Origin of the sequence: Micromonospora sp. U56, assembly GCF_018070095.1 — a bacterium.
Taxonomy (GTDB): Bacteria; Actinomycetota; Actinomycetes; order Mycobacteriales; family Micromonosporaceae; genus Micromonospora; species Micromonospora purpureochromogenes.
The window spans coordinates 1-18,120 of record NZ_JAGPYL010000063.1; the positions used below are offsets into that span (position 1 = coordinate 1).

Here is an 18,120-nt window from a genome sequence, read left to right on the forward strand (position 1 = left end):
ATCAACCGCCTCAAACGCAACCGGGCCGTGGCGACCCGCTTCGACAAGCTCGCCGTGCGCTACGAAGCCACCGTGCACATCGCCGCGATCAACGAGTGGCTGTGACCGACTTCGACACAGGCCCTAGATCCTCCACGGTGGCCGTCCCGCCGTGCGGCCTGACGACCGCCTGGACGTGAGCCGCGTCGACGGCGTGCGGAACCAGCTCTGCCGTCGGCTTCGTCAGGGCGTCGCCTGCCCGCCCACGCCCAGCCATGTAACACGCAAGCGGGCTCGGCACGCCTCCAGGAAGTGGAGTCAAGCCTCAGTGAATGGCGCGACGTGCCTGATCTTTCCGTGGTCGCGCGCGAGCGGACGGCGCTGTCAACGATTGCCGACGCGATTGCGGCAGCGTCGATCGGCAAGGGACTTCGAGTGGCCGTGTCCTGTCCCAGCACCCACCGGGCCCTGGTTGATTACCTGGCGCAGGCACTGCACGCCCGTGGCCGGATCTGCCGCTGCCTGCCCGGGGAACCGGATCCGGATGACGGCAGCGGCCTGCTGCCGGAGCGGCAGGAAGAGGGTCGGACTGTTGTCGTCATCGTGAGCGGACTCGCCATGGAGACAGACCGTGGCGTGCGGCACGTGAACATCAGCGTGACGGCCGGCATCCCCACGCAGGACAGTGGCGACGTCAGCCACCAAGGAACGAGCGAGCCAACCTCATCGACCGTCGGTGAACCGGACATCGTTCTTGACTATCGCGATCCACACGGACCCCTGATCCGCTACATGGCGCCTCACCTGTCGCCGGACAGCCAACGGTAGGCGCGGCGCTCCACTCGAACCCGACCGCATGTTCACGGCGCTGTCGCTGCGCTCGCCGCGGGCGCAGGTCCCGTCTGCTCGCTCGGCTGCTTTCGCGGGACCTGCCCAGCCATGGAACGTGCGATGATCGGTGGATGACGCGCCGGTTCGCCGCCTGGCTCGGCATGGCGGTCGTGCTGCTCGCTGGCTGTTCTGAGCCGGAGTACGTATTGCCCGACCGCGGCACCGCCGCTGTCCAGGTTGAGGAGAGGCGGCTCGCCTCGCTCCTGCCTGGCAAGTTGCTCAGCGGTCCGGGTACCTGCAACGTCCGACTGCTTGGCGGGGACGGTTCCTCGTCGTTTGCCTGGGCGCTGTGCGAAGGTACACCGGAGCCGGGCGTTACATCGGGTGTCTCCTTGCCAGTGCGGGTAGATGGTGACCAGGTGAGCCGACCTTTGGACGGGAGCGAGTACGCCGCGAGCGTCAAGCGAATGTTCCCGGCGGACCTGGCAGAAGCCGTTCTCGACTCTCCCGGCAGGATGCATCCATGAGCTGAGGTGAGGCCTGGCCATGCCGTTCAGCGGGCCATGCCTCCCCCGCTGTTCTCGGTCCGACACCCGCCGGCCCGTCCGGTCCTTAAATCCGGGCGACCCGTATGACGCAGCGGGCGGGGGACCACGTCGGCGGCCCTCCCTGTGGAGAATGTGGCCGTGACTTCGCAGGTCCCCCAGTCCTGGCAGCTGATCGCTACATGGTTGGCCGAGCACGCGCCGCTGACCGCATCCGAGATGCGCCCACCGGCCTCTCCCGCCGCCATCGAGGCCGTCCAACGGCAGCTCCCGGTCAGGCTCCCAGCTGACCTTGTGGCCTGGTGGGAATCCTGCGACGGCTTCACCGACGGCGCGGTGTACGCGTTGCTACCGGAGATCCATGTGCCCCTGTGCACAGCTCGCGTCATCGAGGCGCGGCAGTCCCAGCTCGATCTGGAGGCCAAGTTCGGGTCGCCCACGGCGATGACCGGGCAAGCCGGAGAGTTCAGCCGCGCATTTCAGGACGCGTTCGTGCCGATCGCAGAGGATCACTGTGGTCAGCTGCTCTTCGTCGACCTGCGGCCCGGACCATTGCACGGCTGTGTCAGCGAGTGGGACCACGAACAAGCCTTCCTCGCCCTACCGATCTGGGACAGCGTCGCTGCCATGCTCACCGACGTAGCTGTCGCCCTGCAGAGCGGAACTCCCGCGTGTCTGGATTTCGCTCGTCGGCAGCGAGCCGCAGGCTCTACCGCCGATCCCAGCGCCGTACCGATCGTCACGCCTGACGGTGAACTCGAATGGTCGTGCAGCTAAATCGGTCCGGCGGCGGCACAGCGGCCCCGGGCCCGACCCGCGTCGCCTTCTCGGCGACATACTTCCAGCCGATCATGGTGGCCGGCATCGTCGCCACCGCCGTCGGCGACGAACTCGTCATCGCCCATCCACTCGGGCACCCGCAACCGGCCTGGATCACCGTCATCCTCGGCGGACCCGTGCTGTTCCTGGCCGGGCGCGGCCCGCGCGACAGGACGTCCGTTCGAGCCACCGTCACCACCTGGCTGGCACCTCAACGCCGGGTTGTTCAGCGGGAGAAGATCAACAACAGCACCACGGTCAGGATCGCGCTGATCAACAGGGAGCCGAGGCATCCCAGCCGGTTCGAGAAGAAGAGAAACATTCCGACGCTGTACCCCGATCAGGGGAACACAGACCGTCGCGGCCGTTTCCTTCGGGGGAACGGCCGCGACGCCGCTTCCGGCCAGGGGGCGGTCAGACCAGGCTCGGCTGCTCGGCGCGTACCGCTGTCGCCTCGGCCCGGGCGATCGGCCCGGCGGGCATCGCGGCCACCGCGGCCCCGACGGCCACTGCGGCCCCGGCGAAGAGGAACGCCCACGGCACGCCGCCGGCGTGGTCGACGATCAGCCCGGCCACCGCGCCGCCGCCGGCGCTCGCCGCGACCGACATGGTCACCACCCAGGTGTACGCCTCGTTCAGCATGCCGGGCGGGGCGATCCGCCCGACCAGGGTGTTCTCCAGGGTGAGCGCCGGCGCGATGGTGGCGCCACCGACCACCAGCGCGACGCCCAGCGCCGCCGGACCGGGCATCACCGCGAAGACGGCGAAGCTGGCGGCCACCGCGCCGAGGAGCCAGGCGAACTGGCGGGTCATGTTCGCCGACGGCTTGCGTACGCCGAACCAGAAGCCCCCGGCGGCGCTGCCGACGCCCCAGACGGCGAGCAGGATGCCGGCGAGGCTCTCCGGATCGGCGGTGGGCTGGTCACCGGCGAAGGCCGGCACGATCACCCCGGCCGCGCCGAACGCGATGCCGAGGCTGGCGACGCAGACCAGCAGCGCGGGGAAGCCGCCCACCCGCAGCGGGCCGAGGCCCTTGGCATGGTGCTCGCGCGGGTGCGGCTGCCAGCCGCGCATCACCCGCCCCAGCGCCACGGCTGCCGTGCCGACCAGGGTGACCAGGGCGGCGCCGACCAGCGCGGCAGCGGCGTCGGCGACGAGCACGAAGCCGGCCACCAGCAGCGGGCCGAGCACGAAGACGACCTCGAAGAGCGAGGTCTCGGCGGCCAGCGCGGTGTTGCGCAGGTGGTACCGCCCGGAGTTCGGGCCGGTGAGGTCGTTCCAGGCACCCCGGATCGCGGCGGTCAGCGGCGGGTAGGTCGCACCGGCGATCCCGGCGGCGAGGTAGATCAGGCCGAGGCCGCCGGCGTCCGAGCGGCTCGCCCAGAGCAGGCCGAAGAGCGCCAGCGGGTGGGCGACGGCGGTGGCCAGCAGCACCCGGGTGGGACCGATCCGGTCGGCGACCCGGCCGGCGACGGGGCTGAGCGCGGCGCCGGAGAGGGCGTAGACGCCTCCGGCGACGGCGGCGAGCGAGTATCGCCCGGTCACCTGCTCCACCACCAGCAGCAGCGCCAGTGGCGTCATGCCGATCCCGAGCCGGCCGATGATGCCGAAGACCAGCAGCATCGGTGCGCCGGGGATCCGCCAGACGCCCAGGTACTGGCGCATTGCGGCCACGGTCGACCTCCGAGGATGTAATGGGTGAGAGACGTTTCGACCCTAACGGCGGGCAGGACCGGAGGGAACCGGTTTGTGCTCGGACACACGACTCCGCCCGCATCCGGACCGGACGCGGGCGGAGGTGTCGAGGTGGGTCAGCGCTGGAACTGCACCGGGCCGCTGTTGGCGGCCAACTGCTCCAGCCGGGCGACCCGCTCCTCCATCCGGGGGTGGGTGGAGAAGAGCGCGGCGATGCCGCCGCCTCGCTTGAACGGGTTGTCGATCATCAGGTGGGCGGTGCTGGTCAGCTGGCCCTGCGCGGGCAGCGGACGCTTCTGGGTACCCATGTGGATCTTCCGGAGGGCGCTGGCCAGGGCCAGCGGGTCCCGGGTGAGCTGGGCGCCGGAGGCGTCCGCCTGGAACTCCCGGCTCCGGCTGATCGCCAGCTGGATCACGGTGGCCGCGATCGGGCCGAGGATCAGGGTGAGCAGCAGTACGACCGGGTTCGGGGCGTCCTCGTCGTCGCCACCGCCCAGCGGGATGAACCAGGCGATGTTGGCCAGCGCCGTGATGATGCCGGCCAGGCCGGCCGCCACGCTGGAGATGAGGATGTCCCGGTTGTAGACGTGCGACAGCTCGTGGCCGATCACCCCGCGCAGCTCCCGGTAGTCCAGGATCTCGGTGATCCCCTGGGTGACGCAGACCGCCGCGTGGGCCGGGTTACGCCCGGTCGCGAACGCGTTGGGCTGCGAGGTCGGGCTGACGTACAGGCGGGGCATCGGCTGCCGCGCCTCGGTGGCCAGCTCACGGACCATCCGGTACAGCTCGGGGAATTCGGCCTCGCTGACCGGTTGCGCCCGCATCGAGCGCAGCGCCAGCTTGTCCGAGAAAAAGTAGGACACACCGTTCATCAGCAACGAGACGACGACGGCGATGACGAGGCCGCCGCTGCCGCCGAACCAGTAGCCGACCGCGAGGATCAGCGAGGTCAACAGGCCGAGCAGCGCTGCGGTCTTCAGACGGTTGTGATGCACGATCACTCCTTCGGTGCGCGGGCCACGCGGGACCCGCTGACCGGTCCAACGTCACCGGTACCCGTCAACCATCCTGCTCATGACTGTGAGTTGGCTGGAGGTCGCTGTGGGGGCGCTGCGAGCGCCGCCCCGGGCGCTTTGCGGCGTGTCGCGGCATCCCTCGGCCGGGACACCACGACTCGCCGCAGACCGCTCGACAAGGGTGGCGAGGGCGCGAGCGATCTGAAACTGTGCGGGCGGTGGCGAAAGGTGCCGGCGAGGTCGCGACAGGAGTGGCGGGGGCGAAGGGGCGGCGAGCCCCGGCAACCGGGAGAAGGGTCAGCGAGCGGCGAGGTCGAGGACGAGCTGCGGGGCGAAACCGACCACCACGGCCAGCGCGGTGGCCAGGGCCAGCGCGGTGGTGACCGGCCAGGCCACCCGACCGCCGACAGCCGACACCCCGCCTTCCTCGCCGGAACGGTCGTCCCGGGCGTCGCCGGCGTACAGGGTGGCGGCGAGGCGCAGGTAGTAGGCGAGCCCGATCACCGCGTTGACCGCCACCACCAGGGCCAGCCAGCCGGCACCACCGGTCAGCAGCGACCGGACCACGGTGACCTTGGCGAAGAGACCGGCCAGCCCCGGCGGCAGACCGGCCAGGCCGATCAGCGCCAGCGCGAGGGCCGCCGCCACCCACGGCCGCCGGCGGGCCGCCCCACGCAGGTCGTCGACGGTGCCGCCGTCCGCGCCGGCCGGGCGCAACGCCACCAGCGCCGCGAAGGCCGCCAGCTCCAGCAGCACGAAGAAGACCGCGTACGCGACCGCGGCGGCGTACGCCTCCGCCCGGGCCTCGTCGGTGCGCCCGGCGGCCAGCGCCAACGCGCCCAGCGGGGCCAGGATGTAGCCGGCCTGGGCCACCGACGACCAGGCGAGCAGGCGGACCGTACGCCGCTGGCGCAGCGCCACCAGGTTGCCGACCGTCATGGTCAGCACGGCGAGCAGGGCGAGCACCGGGCCGGTGACGTCGGCCGGCAGCGCGCGCTGCACCACGGCGAGCAGGGCCACCACCCCGCCGAGCTTGGAGGCGGTCGAGAGGTACGCGGCCACCGGCAGCGGCGCGCCGTCGTAGGTGGCCGGCGCCCAGGCGTGGAACGGCACCGCCGCCACCTTGAACGCCAGGCCGAGCACCACCAGCGCGACGGCGGCGGTCGCCAGCGGCAGGTCGAGCAGCTCCGGGCGGTCGCCGAAGATCCCGCCCAGCCGGTCCAGGTGCAGCCCGCCGGTGACCGCGTAGAGCAGCGCCGCGCCGAGCAGGGTCAGGGTGGTCGCGACCACGCTGACCACGAAGAAGGTGACCGCCGCCTCGGCGCTGGCCAGGCTGCCCCGGCGCAGGCCGACCAGCACGTACAGCGGCAGGGTGAGGGTTTCCAGCGCGACGATCAGGGTGATCAGGTCACCCGCGGCGCCGAGCACCACGCCACCGGTCATCGAACAGGCGAGCAGGAAGCAGAACTCCCCCGGCGGCGTCGGCCCGCCGCACAGCAGCGGCCCGGAGAGCCCGAGCACCCCGAGGGTGAGCAGGGCGAAGACGGCGGCGACCAGGGCCGCCCGGCCGTCCAGGACCCAGGAGCAGTCGGCGCCGACGCAGAAGGTCCGCCGGGTCTCCCCCGCGCCGACCAGCGCCGCGCCGGCGGCGGTGGCGACGGCGCCCGCGGCGGCCACGGCCACCGTCGCGCCGTGCCGGGCCACCAGCAGGTCGGCCAGGAGCACGAGTACGGCGGTGCCGGCGGCCAGGTACGCCGGCAGCAGCGCCACGTTGTCCACGCTCTGCACGAGACTCATGCCGCCCACTCCCGCCGCCCGGCCACCCGGCCGCCTCCACGAGCGACCCGCACGCCGCACGTCCGACGCTCGCCGGTCCACTTCCGCCCACGACCGCGCGGTCCCGCCGTGCCGCCCGTCCCCATCGCGCCGCCGACGGCCCGGGCGGTCCGGGCGGTCACCGGAGCACTCCCACCAGGGCGTCGACCGGGCCGGTGGCGAGGCCGAGCACCAGCGTGGGCGCCAGGCCGACCGCGAGGGCGAGCAGCACCAGGGGCGTCCAGGCGGTCAGCTCGGCCCCGGCCAGCCCGGGCGCGAGCCGGCCCACCGCCGGGCTGGGCCGCCCGTGGGTGACCTGCCGCAGCAGCCGCAGGAAGTACGCGGCGGTGAGCGCCCCGCCCAGCGCGGCCAGCACGGCCAGCGTGGTCCAGAGCGGCCCGCCCCGCCGGACGGCGGCGAACACGGCGAACGCCTCACCCCAGAAGCCGGCCAGCCCGGGCAGGCCGAGCGAGGCCACCGCGGCGAAGCCGAGCAGCCCGGCGAGCCGGGGCGCGGTCTCCCGCAGCCCGGAGAGTTCGGCGAGCGCGCCGGTGTGGGTACGGTCCTTGACCGCCCCGGCGAGGAAGAAGAGCAGGCCGGTGATCACCCCGTGCGCGATGTTGCCGATCAGGGCCGCCTGGATGCCGGTGGCGGTCAGCGTGGCCACCCCGAGCAGCACGAACCCCATGTGACCGACGCTGGAGTACGCGATCAGCCGCTTCAGCTCGTCCTGCGCGAGGCAGACCAGCGATCCGATCAGGATCGCCGCGACGGCCAGCACGCCGAGGACCGGGGCGGCCCAGCGGGCGCCCTCGGGGGCGACCCCGACCGCGACCCGGATCAGGCCGTACGTACCCATCTTGAGCAGCACCCCGGCGAGGATCACGCTGCCGACGGTCGGCGCCTGGGTGTGCGCGTCGGGCAGCCAGGAGTGCAGCGGCCAGAGCGGGGCCTTAACCGCGAAGGCGAGCCCCAGCAGGGTGAACGCCGCAAGCTGGGTGCCCCGGGACAGCCCGGCCCCACCGGTGAGCGCGACGATGTCGGCGGTGCCGGCGGCGGCGACCACCACGTAGACGCCGACCAGCAGCAGCACCGAGCCGAGGAGCGTGTAGAGCGCGAACTTCCGCGCCGCCCGGCGGCGGTCCGCGCCGCCCCAGCCCGCGATGATCGCGTACATGGGGAGCAGGACGACCTCGAAGAACGCGAAGAAGAGCACCAGGTCGAGGGCGAGGAAGGTGCCGAGGATGCCCACCTCGACCACCAGCAGCAGCGCCACCAGTGCCCGGCCGCTCCCGCCGGCCGGCACCCGCCAGAGGGTGTAGCCGCAGCAGAGCAGGGTGAGCAGGGCGGTGAGCACCACCAGCGGCCAGGAGATCCCGTCCACCCCGAGGTGGAAGCGCAGGTCCAGGCCGGGCACCCAGGGCAGGTCGAGCTGGTGCCACGGCTGCACCGCCGGCGCCGGGCCGTAGCCGAACCACCCGTGGTCGCCGAACACCAGCAGCACCGCGCCGACCAGGGTCAACGCGGCCACCGCCGTGCCGACCAGCCGGGCCACCCGCTCCCGGGGCGTCACCGCGACGAGGACCGCCCCGACCGCCGGCAGGGCCAGCACCGCGACCAGCAGGAACTCTCCGAGACTCATGGGAGTCCTCCGATCAGGACGGTGGCCAGCCCGATCAGCAGCGCGCCGGCCAGCACCGCCGCCGCCGCGCGGGGCAGCGCCGCCCGGTGCAGCGCGGCCAGGCCACCGCCGAGGCCGGACGCGCCCCGGCCGCTCCCCTCGACCAGGCCGTCCACCCCCACCTCGTCACCGGTACTCGCGAGGCGGGCGAGCGCCCTCGCCGGGCGTACGACGAGGGCGTGCTGGACGTCGTCGAGCCGGAACGCCCGGGCGAAGACCGGCCGCAGCGGGCCCAGCGCGCGGGCCGGGTCGGCGGCCGGGTCCCGGCGCCAGCCGGCCCAGGCCAGCCCGGCCCCGAGCAGCAGCAACGCGGTCGGCAGCAGCAGCGCCGGCCCGACGTGGACGAGCAACGCCTCCCCCGGTGCCAGCGTCGGCACGGTCGGGACGAGCAGCCGGTCGGCGATCGACTGCACGAAGCCGACCAGTCCGAGCAGCGCGGCCGGGACCGCGAGCAGCAGCACCGGCCACCGCATCGCGGCCGGCGGGTCGTGCGGGCGCAGCAGCGGCATCCGGCGCTCACCGTGGAACGTGCGCAGCAGCAGCCGGGTGGCGTACCAGGCGGTGATCACGACGCCGAGCAGCCCGGCCAGCCAGACCAGCCAGCCGACCCAGGCCGGCGCGGGGCCGGCGCCGTCCAGGGCGGCGGCCTCGGCGACGGCGAGCACGCCGTCCTTGCTCCAGAACCCGGACAGCGGCGGCACCCCGGCCAGCGCGCCGAGCCCGATCAGCGTGCACCAGAAGGTCACCGGCATGTCCCGGCGCAGGCCGCCCATCCGGGACATCAGCGTGGTGCCGACGGCGTGGATCACCGCACCGGCGGCGAGGAAGAGCAGCGCCTTGAAGGCGGCGTGGGTGAGCAGGTGGAACAGCGCGGCGGCCGGCGCGCCGACGGCGAGCGCCCCGGTCATGTAGCCGATCTGGGAGACCGTCGACCAGGCGAGCACCCGCTTGAGGTCGTCCTGGGCGGTCGCCGCGAGGGCACCGAGCAGCAGGGTGATCGAGGCCATCACCCCGAGCACGGCCAGCGCGGTCGGGGTGGCCTCGAACAGGGGGTAGAGCCGGGCCACCGCGTACACGCCGGCGGCGACCATGGTGGCCGCGTGGATCAGCGCGGAGATCGGGGTCGGGCCGGCCATCGCGTCCGGCAGCCAGGTGTGCAGCGGGAACTGCGCGCTCTTGCCGGCCACCCCCGCCAGCAGCAGCAGGCAGGCGGCGGTGAGGGTGCCGGTGGCGTGGTCGTGGGCGAGCACGTCGGCGATCCGGAAACTGCCCGCCGAGACGCCGAGCAGCGCGATGCCGAGCAGGAAGCCGACGTCGCCCACCCGGGTGACCAGGAACGCCTTCATCGCGGCGGCCGGCGCCTCGGGCAGCCGCCGGTCGTGGGCGATCAGCAGGTAGGAGCAGAGGCCCATCACCTCCCAGCCGACCAGCAGCATGACCAGGTCACCGGCGACCACCACCAGCAGCATCGCGGCGGTGAAGAGGCTGATCTGGGCCGCGTACGGCGGGTAGCGGTGGTCGACCTCGACGTCGTCGTGCGGCCCCCGCTTCAGGTAGGCGGTGGAGTAGACCTGCACGGCCAGCGCGACCGCCGCGACGGCCACCGCGACCAGGGCCGCGGTGCCGTCCAGCCGCACCCCGAGGGTGACCCGCAGCGCGCCCAGGTCGATCCAGGTCGTGGAGGTCTCGACCGGGTCGCCGACCCGGGCCAGCAGGACCAGCGCGATCAGCAGCGCCCCGGCCGCGCCGGCCACCCCGAGGCCGATCGCGACCCGCCGGGCCCGGTCCTCCCCGGTGGCCGCGCCGCGCGGCGACGGTGGCAGCAGCAGCCCGATCAGGCCGGCCACCAGGGGTACGGCCGGCAGCGCGGCCCCGAGCAGCCCGGTCACCGGTCCCCCTCCGGCCGGTCGGCGTGCCCGCCCGACGGCCGCTCGACGCCGACTGCCGCGGCGAGCGGCTCGGCCGGCACGAGCGCCGGAGCCTCGGTCAGCGGCACCTCGTCCACGGCGACGCTGGCCCGCAGCCGGTAGAGCTGGAGCACGATCGCCAAGCCCACGCCGATCTCGGCGGCGGCCAGCACGATCACGAAGAGCGCGAAGACCTGCCCGCCGTGCGGCAGGGCGGCCTTCGCCGTGGTGTCGGCGGTGACCAGGATCAGGTTGACGGCGTTGAGCATCAGCTCGACCGCCATCAGCACCAGCACCGCGTTGCGACGGCGCAGCACGCCGTAGACGCCGAGGCCGAACAGCAGCGCGGCGGTGACGTACGGGATGACGGGTCTCACCGGCGACCGCCCTCGTCGGGGCGGCGGCCGATGTCGGGGCGGGACAGGACGATCGCGCCGACCAGGGCGGCCAGCAGCAGCACCGAGAGCACCTCGAACGGCAGCACCCAGGAGCGGAAGACCTGCTCACCCAGGCGCTCGGCGGTGCCCGCCGCCGGCAGCTCGACCCGCGTCCAGCGAAACGCGTCGACCAGCAGCACGGCCAGCCCCAGCCCGCTGCCCGCACCGATCAGCGCGGCCGGCCAGCCGGGACGGTCCAGGTCGTCGGAGGCGCCGATCGGGGCGCGGGTCAGCATCACCGCGAACAGCAGCAGCACCACCACCGCGCCCACGTAGATCAGCACCTGCACCCAGGCCACCAGCTCGGCGGTGAGCACCAGGTAGTCACCGGCCAGGGCGCCGAGGCAGACCACCAGGTAGAGGCCGGCCCGCACCAGGTGCTTGGTGCCCACCACGAGCACGCCCGCCCCGACCGCCACCGCGCCGAGGGCGAGCAGCAGCACGTCCGCACCGGTCATCAGGGCGTACCCCCGTCGGCGGCGGGACCGGACTCGGGGCGTACCACGGTGGGGCGGGCGGCGGAGCTGGTCGGGGCCGCGGCCTTGCGCGCGGCGGTGGACTCCTCCTTGGCCGGCTCACCGTTGTGGTCGTGCGCGGGCGGCGGCGGGACCGTCCCCATCCACTGGCCGAGGTGGTCCTTGTCGTGCAGCAGGTCCTTGATGTCGTACTCGGCGTACTCGAACTCGGGCGACCAGTAGAGCGCGTCGAACGGGCAGACCTCGACACAGATCCCGCAGTACATGCAGAGCGAGAAGTCGATGTCGAACTTGTCGAGCACGTTGCGCTGGCGGGGGCGGGCGGCCCCGGCCACCACCACCTCCTCCTTGTGGGAGTCGATGTAGATACACCAGTCGGGGCACTCCCGGGCGCAGAGCATGCAGACCGTGCAGTTCTCCGCCAGCAACGCGATCACGCCCCGGGAGCGGGGCGGCAGCTCGGGGGCGACGTCCGGGTACTGCTGGGTGGTCGACCGGCTGGTCATCGTCTTCAGCGTGACCGCCAGCCCCTTCACCAGCCCTTCGCCGGGAATGCCGCTGCGCTCGCTCATGACGCTCATCCTGCCCTGTGCCCCCGGCGCGCGCGACCACCACCCGGCTGTGATCGCGATCCGGGACTCCGCGCGGGACGCCGCCGACGTTGTTGATCATCTATGCTGCTCCGCCTGGTGCCGGGCAGCACCTGCCTGGCCGTCCCGGTCGCGACCCGGGAAGGCCCGTCGAAGCCGGGCTGAGCCCCGGCGCGTCCGCGGCCCGTGCGGCGTCCCCCGTGAAGGGCGCCGGTGCGGGCCGCGGGCCGTTGCGGGTCGCCCCCGCGGCGGTCGTGGCGTTCCGACCTCCGCACGCGCCGCTTGCCGGTCTCCGCTCGGTTGGCGGGCGATGCCGGGTGGTCGGACACCGACCGGGACGCCGGCCGGGAGGCGGATGCGCTCGTGAGCGATATGCCTGAGAGGCATATTTATGCCGCTCAGGCATATCCCTGGTCAGGATGTTGTGCCCGACGGCCGCGAGTTGCCCCCTGCACCGGGCCGGACCGGCGGGCCGGACCGGCGGGTCAGACCGGCGGCAGGACCTCCACGCCGAGCTGCTGGAGGAGCTGGAACAGCTCGTTGACGCTCCACACGTCGACGATCCGCCCCTCCGGGTCGAAGCGCAGGAACGTCGCCCCCGAGTAGCTGACCACCTGCCCGGTCGGCGGCACCGGGCCGAACTGCCCGGCCTGGGTGCCGGCCGCCCGCCAGCGCACCGCCACCCGGTCGGCGGCGGCCACCACGTCCACGATCTTGTAGCGCAGGTCGGGGAAGGCCGCCCGGCGGTCCCGGTGCCAGGCCAGCGTCGCCTCCGGCCCGACCCCGCCGAACCCCGGGCACTCCGCCCCGATCAGCTCGTACGCGGACTCCTCGCGCCCGCCGTTCCACACGTCGGCGACGAACCGCCGGGCCAGCGCCTCCAGATCGATCACCCGGGCAGCCTAGCCGGGCCGGGCCGGACGAAATGCGGCCGTGCGACCGCGGAGACGGACGGTCCCCGGGCCAGAGGGCGGGAGATCGGCAAAGATGGGAGGGGACACGACGAACGGACTCCAGGGGGCGAAGTGGGCGAGGCGGCAGGCGGGAAGACCGGCGGCAAGTACGTCGAGCCGGGCGGTGAGTTCACCCGCGACCAGCGCTACATCGCCACCCGGATCACCGCCGACGGGCGGGACGGCTACCCGGTCGAGCCGGGGCGGTACCGGCTCGCGGTCAGCCGCGCCTGCCCCTGGGCGAACCGGCTGATCATCGTGCGGCGGCTGCTCGGGCTGGAGGACGCCATTTCGATGGCGGTGGCCGGGCCGACCCACGACGCCCGGAGCTGGACGTTCGACCTGGACCCGGGCGGGCGGGACCCGGTGCTCGGCATCGAGCGGCTCCAGGAGGCGTACTTCGCCCGCTTCCCCGGCTACGAGCGGGGCATCACGGTGCCGGCGATCGTGGACGTGCCGACCGGGCAGGTGGTCACCAACAACTTCGGGCAGATGAGCCTGGACCTGTCCACCGAGTGGACGGCGTACCACCGCGAGGGCGCGCCGCAGCTCTACCCGGAAGGGCTGCGCGACGAGATCGACGAGGTGAGCGCGGTGCTGTTCCGGGACGTCAACAACGGCGTCTACCGGTGCGGCTTCGCCGGCAGCCAGGAGGCGTACGAGAAGGCGTACCACCAGCTCTTCGACCGACTGGACTGGCTGACCGAGCGGCTGGCGGGCCAGCGCTACCTGGTCGGCGACACCATCACCGAGGCGGACGTGCGGCTGTTCACCACCCTGACCCGCTTCGACCCGGTCTACCACGGCCACTTCAAGTGCAACCGCAGCAAGCTGACCGAGATGCCGGTGCTGTGGGCGTACGCGCGGGACCTGTTCCAGACCCCCGGCTTCGGCGACACGGTCGACTTCGACCACATCAAGCGGCACTACTACGAGGTGCACCGGGACATCAACCCGACCGGAGTGACGCCGCTCGGCCCCGACCTGTCCAACTGGCTCACCCCGCACGGCCGGGAGGAACTCGGCGGGCGGCCCTTCGGCGACGGCACCGCGCCGCCACCCCCGCCGGCCGACGAGCGGGTCGACCCCGCCCACACCCCGCTGCGCTGAGCGCGGGCCGCTACAGCGCGACGCGCACGGCGGCGGTGAGGACCAACTGGGCCAGGGAGAGCGGTACCAGCACCAGCCAGCAGAGGCGTTGCAGCTGGTCCTCCCGCAGCCGCGGGTACGAGACCCGGAGCCAGATGATCACGAAGGAGACCGCGAAGACCTTCAGCAGCGTCCAGAGCCAACCGAGCTGACCGTCGGCGAACGGGCCCTGCCAGCCGCCGAGGAAGAGCACCGTGGTCAGCGCGGCGATCACCACGATGCCGACGTACTCGGCGAGCAGGAAGAAGGCGAAGCGCAGGCCGGTGTACTCGGTCATGTACCCGAAGACCAGCTCGGAGTCGGCGATCGGCATGTCGAACGGGGGTCGCCGGATCTCGGCCAGCCCGGCGACGAAGAAGACGAACATCGCGGGCGCCTGCCAGAGCAGCCACCAGGGCTGCCACGCCTCGACGATGCCGGAGAGGCTGAGCGTGCCCGCCGCCATCGCCACCGAGGCGGCGGAGAGCACCAGCGGCAGCTCGTAGCCGAGCAGCTGGGCCGCCCCGCGCAGGCCGCCGAGCAGGCTGTACTTGTTGGCCGAGGCCCAGGCCGACATCAGCACCGCGACCACGCCGACGCCGACCACGGCGAGGACGAAGAAGAGGCCGATGTCCAGCGGCTGCCCGACCAGATCGTCGGGGCCGAGCGGGATGACCAGCAGGACCAGCAGGTAGGGCACCAGTGCCACGACCGGCGCGAGCCGGAACACCGCCCGGTCCGCCTCGCGCGGGGTGACGTCCTCCTTCTGCACGAACTTCACCCCGTCGGCGACCAGCTGCGCCCAGCCGTGGAAGCCGCCCGCGTACATCGGGCCGAGCCGGCCCTGCATGTGCGCCATCACCTTGTGTTCGGCCTGGCCGACCACCAGCGGCAGGGTGAGGAAGGCGACCAGCACGCCACCGACCCGGATCACCAGCTCCAACCAGGTGGGCATCAGGCCCTACCTTCCTCGTCGCGCGGCGCCGGGCCGTCGCCGGTCGCGGGCTCTCCGGCCGCCGCCGGGCCGTCGCCGGTCGCCCCGGCCCCCGGGGTACGCGTCGCCGGCGGGCCCGGAGCCGGCCGGGCGGGCCGCTCCCGGGCCGGGCGGGCCGGAGTGCCGCCGCGCGGCCCCTCGCCCACCCCGGCCGCCCCGGCGGGCGTCGGCGTGGTGCCCCACTCCCCCGGCGCGGGTACGCCCGGCGGCCGGATCGGCCGGCGACCGCCGCCGGCCTCCGACTCGCCCGGCTCCTTCGCCCCCGGCCAGGGCTTGGCCACCCGGGAGGCGAGCACGAACTCCTTGCGCAGCGGATGTCCCTCGAACTCCGGCGGCAGCAGCAGCGGGGCCAGCCCGGGGTGACCGGCGAAGTCGATGCCGAACATCTCGTGGGTCTCCCGCTCGTGCCAGGCGGCGCCCGGCCAGAGGCCGACCACCGAGGCCACCGTCGGCGACTCGCGGGGCACCCGGGTGCGCAGCAGCACGCCGTGTCGGTGGGTGGTGGACCAGAGGTGGACCACCACGTCGAAGCCGTCGGCCAGCTCGTCGACCGCGGAGAGCCAGTCGAAGAAGTCGCAGGCCAGCTCGGCGTCGTCGCGCGCCGCGCGCAGCGCGTCGGTCCAGCTCGCGAGGGGTACGTCGACGGTGGCGCGGGCGTGCGACTGACCGCCGGAGACCGACGCGGTGGCCTCGACCGGCGCGAGCAGCGCGACCACCCGCTGGCCGACCTCTTCCGGAGTCATGCCGCTGATCCTAGGGCCGCCGGCCCGCGGCCGTGTCGGGCCGCCCGGGCGGACATCTGGCCGCTTTACCCGGCGGGTGGACGCCGGAGGGGGAAAGATGGTCACCGTGCGCGCCGTCACTGTGACTCCCGGAGTGCCCGACTCGCTGCGAATGGTGGACGACTGGCCCGAGCCGGCGCCCGAGGAGGGCGCGATCCTGGTCGAGGCGCTGGCAGTCGGCATCTGCGGCACCGATCTGGAGATCGCCGCGGGCGAGTACGGCGAGGCCCCGCCCGGCCAGGAGCGGCTGGTGCTCGGGCACGAGTCGCTGGGCCGGGTGCTGGAGGACCCGACCGGCACCCTGCAACCCGGCGACCTGGTGGCGGGCGTGGTCCGCCGCCCGGACCCGGTGCCCTGCCCGAACTGCGCGGTCGACGAGTGGGACATGTGCCGCAACGGGCAGTACACCGAGCACGGGATCAAGGGCCTGCCCGGCTTCGCCCGGGACCGGTGGCGGATCCAACCGAAGTTCGCCGTCGGCCTGGACCCGGCCCTCGCCCCGGTCGGGATGCTGCTGGAGCCGACCAGCGTGGTGGCGAAGGCCTGGGACCACATCGAGCGGATCGGCGCCCGCGCCGAGTGGAAGCCGCAGACCGCGCTGGTCACCGGCGCCGGGCCGATCGGCCTGCTGGCCGCGCTGCTGGCCACCCAGCGCGGCCTGGCGGTGCACGTCCTCGACCGGAACACCACCGGCCCGAAGCCGGAGCTGGTCCGAGCGCTCGGCGCGACGTACCACACCGTGCCGGTGGCCGAGCTGGACTTCGAACCGGACGTGGTGGTCGAGTGCACCGGCGCGCCACCGGTGCTGCTGGACGCGATGTGCAAGGCCGGGCCGATCGGCATCGTCTGCCTGACCGGCGTCTCCAGCGGCGGCCGAAGCATGGACTTCGACGCGGGCGCGCTCAACCGGGACCTGGTGCTGGAGAACAACGTGGTCTTCGGGTCGGTCAACGCCAACCGGCGGCACTGGGACCTGGCCGCCCAGGCGCTCGCCCGGGCCGACCAGTCCTGGCTGAACTCGCTGGTCACCCGCCGAGTGCCGGTGTCAGCGTACGCCGAGGCGTACACCCACACCGGCGGCGACATCAAGACGGTGCTCGACTTCACCGCCTGAGCCGGCGGACGGCTCAGATGCCGGGCAGGCGGCCGTTGCGGAACAGGTCCACGAAGAGCTGGTGGTCCTCCCGGGTCCGGACGCCGTAGGCGTGCGCGAAGTCGACGAGGTGGGTGACGAAACCGGCCTCGTCGGCGTCGACCGCCGCCACGATCGACTCCTCGGTGGAGTAGTCCACCAGGTCGTGGCTGGACTCGTCGTCGGCGACCGAGTGCATCCGGGCCACCGCCCGGCCCAGGTCGCTCAGCACCCCGGCCAGCTCGTCCGGCTCGTTGACGTCCGCCCAGTCCAGGTCGGCGGCGTACGGGGAGACCTCGGCGACGAGCTGGCCGGTCCCGTCCAGCTCGGTGAAGCCCAGCCACGGGTCGGCGTGCGCCTGGAGTGCCCGCTGCGACTCGGCCGTACGGTGGCCCTGGTGCCGGAAGTAGCCGCGGACCCGCTCGTCGTCGATGTGCCGGGCCACCGCGGGCACCTGCGCCTGCTTCATGTAGATCACGACGTCGTTCTCCAGCGCCTGGGTGTGCCCCTCCAGCAGCAGGTTGTACGACGGCAGCCCGGCCGAGCCGATGCCCACGCCCTTGCGCAGCACCACGTCCTTGATGTGGGCCGCGACCGGACGCAGCCGGGCGGTGGTCGCGGGCAGCGTGGTCAGGTAGTGCTCGAAGGCCGCGCAGACCTTCTTGCGGGTGGCCGCGTCGATCTCGAACACCCCGTCACCGAGGGAGAAGCGGCGCTCGTAGTGGTCGATGGTGGTCTGCGTGGCGAGCAGGTCCACCCGGGTGTTGAGCCGGGCCTGCTGGAGCACCCGGCGCAGCACGCCGTCGGCGTTGTCCAGGGTGATCGAGCCGATCGCGTCGTCCCCGCCGGCCGCGATGGCCCGCAGCTCGGTCAGGTACGACCGGGCGAACCGGGCGACCAGCTCACTGATCACCTGGTCCGACAGGGCCTTGGCGTAGCAGAGCAGGGCGACACTGGCCGCCAGGCGCTTGAGGTCCCAGGAGAACGGCCCGACGTACGCCTCGTCGAAGTCGTTGACGTTGAACACCAACTGCCCGGAGCCGTTCATGTAGGTGCCGAAGTTCTCCGCGTGCAGGTCGCCGTGGATCCACACCCGGCTGGTCCGCTCGTCGAGGAACGCCTCGTCGGCGAAGTCGCCGCGCTGGTCGGCGTAGAACAGAGACGCGCTGCCCCGGTAGAAGGCGAACGGGGAGGCGGCCATCTTGCGGAACTTGCGGCGGAAGGCCGCCGGGTCGAGTGCCATCGACGCACCGAACTCCTCGGTGAGCACGTCGACGATGAAGGCGGAACGCTGCTCCGCGGACTGGGTCATGGACCGCAGGCTAATCCCCGGCCGCCAG

17 protein-coding genes and 1 pseudogene are annotated in these 18,120 nt (G+C 73.2%); 6 read left to right on the plus strand and 12 right to left on the minus strand.

Features of this window, described 5'->3' with window-relative positions:
• From KBX37_RS34635 to KBX37_RS20560, 4 genes and pseudogenes are all read left to right on the plus strand, one after another.
• Positions 1–105, plus strand: a pseudogene (locus tag KBX37_RS34635) (IS5/IS1182 family transposase); the annotation flags it as partial.
• Positions 106–291: 186 nt separating this feature from the next.
• Complete coding sequence (locus KBX37_RS20550) at positions 292–807, plus strand: hypothetical protein (protein WP_210777561.1); 516 nt, start codon at positions 292–294, stop codon at positions 805–807.
• Positions 808–941: 134 nt separating this feature from the next.
• Positions 942–1,337, plus strand: a complete 396-nt coding sequence (locus KBX37_RS20555) for a hypothetical protein (RefSeq protein WP_210777562.1) — start codon at positions 942–944, stop codon at positions 1,335–1,337.
• A gap of 159 nt (positions 1,338–1,496) precedes the next feature.
• The gene (locus KBX37_RS20560; RefSeq protein WP_210777563.1) at positions 1,497–2,132 is read left to right on the plus strand and encodes an SMI1/KNR4 family protein; all 636 of its coding nucleotides are present in this window, start codon (positions 1,497–1,499) and stop codon (positions 2,130–2,132) included.
• 456 nt (positions 2,133–2,588) lie between these two features.
• Here KBX37_RS20560 and KBX37_RS20570 read toward each other — a convergent pair whose 3' ends face one another.
• The 9 genes from KBX37_RS20570 to KBX37_RS20610 all read right to left on the minus strand — a co-directional run bounded on the left by KBX37_RS20570 (position 2,589) and on the right by KBX37_RS20610 (position 12,684).
• A complete protein-coding gene (locus KBX37_RS20570; RefSeq protein WP_210777564.1) occupies positions 2,589–3,848 on the minus strand; it encodes an MFS transporter in 1,260 nt (419 codons plus the stop codon).
• Positions 3,849–3,985: 137 nt separating this feature from the next.
• Complete coding sequence (htpX, locus tag KBX37_RS20575) at positions 3,986–4,864, minus strand: zinc metalloprotease HtpX (protein WP_210777565.1); 879 nt, start codon at positions 4,862–4,864, stop codon at positions 3,986–3,988.
• Between the two features lie 318 nt (positions 4,865–5,182).
• The gene (locus tag KBX37_RS20580; RefSeq protein ID WP_210777566.1) at positions 5,183–6,682 is read right to left on the minus strand and encodes an NADH-quinone oxidoreductase subunit N; all 1,500 of its coding nucleotides are present in this window, start codon (positions 6,680–6,682) and stop codon (positions 5,183–5,185) included.
• Between the two features lie 157 nt (positions 6,683–6,839).
• Positions 6,840–8,342, minus strand: coding sequence for a NuoM family protein (locus KBX37_RS20585; protein WP_210777567.1), 1,503 nt, complete (start codon positions 8,340–8,342; stop codon positions 6,840–6,842).
• On the minus strand, positions 8,339–10,270 hold the full coding sequence (locus KBX37_RS20590; protein ID WP_210777568.1) for an NADH-quinone oxidoreductase subunit L: 1,932 nt from the start codon (positions 10,268–10,270) through the stop codon (positions 8,339–8,341). Before KBX37_RS20590 ends, KBX37_RS20585 begins: the two co-directional genes overlap by 4 nt.
• Positions 10,267–10,665: an NADH-quinone oxidoreductase subunit NuoK gene (nuoK, locus tag KBX37_RS20595; RefSeq protein ID WP_307849139.1), complete on the minus strand. Its 399-nt coding sequence runs from the start codon at positions 10,663–10,665 to the stop codon at positions 10,267–10,269. Before nuoK ends, KBX37_RS20590 begins: the two co-directional genes overlap by 4 nt.
• Positions 10,662–11,183 carry an NADH-quinone oxidoreductase subunit J gene (locus KBX37_RS20600; protein ID WP_088960220.1) on the minus strand — a complete coding sequence of 174 codons (522 nt, stop codon included), beginning with the start codon at positions 11,181–11,183 and terminating at the stop codon, positions 10,662–10,664. The genes nuoK and KBX37_RS20600 overlap by 4 nt, the downstream gene beginning before the upstream one ends.
• Entirely contained in the window at positions 11,183–11,773 is a 591-nt protein-coding gene (locus KBX37_RS20605) for an NADH-quinone oxidoreductase subunit I (protein ID WP_210777569.1), read from the minus strand. The genes KBX37_RS20600 and KBX37_RS20605 overlap by 1 nt, the downstream gene beginning before the upstream one ends.
• A gap of 503 nt (positions 11,774–12,276) precedes the next feature.
• Positions 12,277–12,684, minus strand: a complete 408-nt coding sequence (locus tag KBX37_RS20610; protein ID WP_210777570.1) for an ester cyclase — start codon at positions 12,682–12,684, stop codon at positions 12,277–12,279.
• A 132-nt stretch (positions 12,685–12,816) separates the two neighbouring features.
• On the opposite strand from KBX37_RS20610, the gene KBX37_RS20615 reads away from it, so the two are divergent.
• Positions 12,817–13,854, plus strand: a complete 1,038-nt coding sequence (locus tag KBX37_RS20615) for a glutathione S-transferase family protein (RefSeq protein WP_210777571.1) — start codon at positions 12,817–12,819, stop codon at positions 13,852–13,854.
• A 10-nt stretch (positions 13,855–13,864) separates the two neighbouring features.
• On the opposite strand, the gene nuoH is transcribed toward KBX37_RS20615, so the two are convergent.
• Positions 13,865–14,827, minus strand: coding sequence for an NADH-quinone oxidoreductase subunit NuoH (gene nuoH / locus KBX37_RS20620; protein WP_088960216.1), 963 nt, complete (start codon positions 14,825–14,827; stop codon positions 13,865–13,867).
• A complete protein-coding gene (locus KBX37_RS20625; protein WP_210777572.1) occupies positions 14,827–15,609 on the minus strand; it encodes an NADH-quinone oxidoreductase subunit C in 783 nt (260 codons plus the stop codon). The genes nuoH and KBX37_RS20625 overlap by 1 nt, the downstream gene beginning before the upstream one ends.
• A 106-nt stretch (positions 15,610–15,715) precedes the next feature.
• Between KBX37_RS20625 and KBX37_RS20630 the strand changes: the two genes are divergently transcribed.
• A complete protein-coding gene (locus KBX37_RS20630; protein ID WP_210777573.1) occupies positions 15,716–16,762 on the plus strand; it encodes a glucose 1-dehydrogenase in 1,047 nt (348 codons plus the stop codon).
• Positions 16,763–16,775: 13 nt separating this feature from the next.
• Here KBX37_RS20630 and KBX37_RS20635 read toward each other — a convergent pair whose 3' ends face one another.
• On the minus strand, positions 16,776–18,092 hold the full coding sequence (locus KBX37_RS20635; RefSeq protein ID WP_210777574.1) for a DUF2252 domain-containing protein: 1,317 nt from the start codon (positions 18,090–18,092) through the stop codon (positions 16,776–16,778).
• Positions 18,093–18,120 lie beyond the last annotated feature (28 nt).

What these genes read in the sequence shown, in the direction of transcription:
- KBX37_RS20600 (WP_088960220.1), bottom strand. Translation starts at nt 11,183, where the DNA reads ATGACCGGTGCGGACGTGCTGCTGCTCGCCCTCGGCGCGGTGGCGGTC.
- nuoH (WP_088960216.1), bottom strand. Translation starts at nt 14,827, where the DNA reads ATGCCCACCTGGTTGGAGCTGGTGATCCGGGTCGGTGGCGTGCTGGTC.
- KBX37_RS20625 (WP_210777572.1), bottom strand. Translation starts at nt 15,609, where the DNA reads ATGACTCCGGAAGAGGTCGGCCAGCGGGTGGTCGCGCTGCTCGCGCCG.
- KBX37_RS20605 (WP_210777569.1), bottom strand. Translation starts at nt 11,773, where the DNA reads ATGAGCGAGCGCAGCGGCATTCCCGGCGAAGGGCTGGTGAAGGGGCTG.
- KBX37_RS20585 (WP_210777567.1), bottom strand. Translation starts at nt 8,342, where the DNA reads ATGAGTCTCGGAGAGTTCCTGCTGGTCGCGGTGCTGGCCCTGCCGGCG.
- KBX37_RS20635 (WP_210777574.1), bottom strand. Translation starts at nt 18,092, where the DNA reads ATGACCCAGTCCGCGGAGCAGCGTTCCGCCTTCATCGTCGACGTGCTC.
- KBX37_RS20555 (WP_210777562.1), top strand. Translation starts at nt 942, where the DNA reads ATGACGCGCCGGTTCGCCGCCTGGCTCGGCATGGCGGTCGTGCTGCTC.
- KBX37_RS20580 (WP_210777566.1), bottom strand. Translation starts at nt 6,682, where the DNA reads ATGAGTCTCGTGCAGAGCGTGGACAACGTGGCGCTGCTGCCGGCGTAC.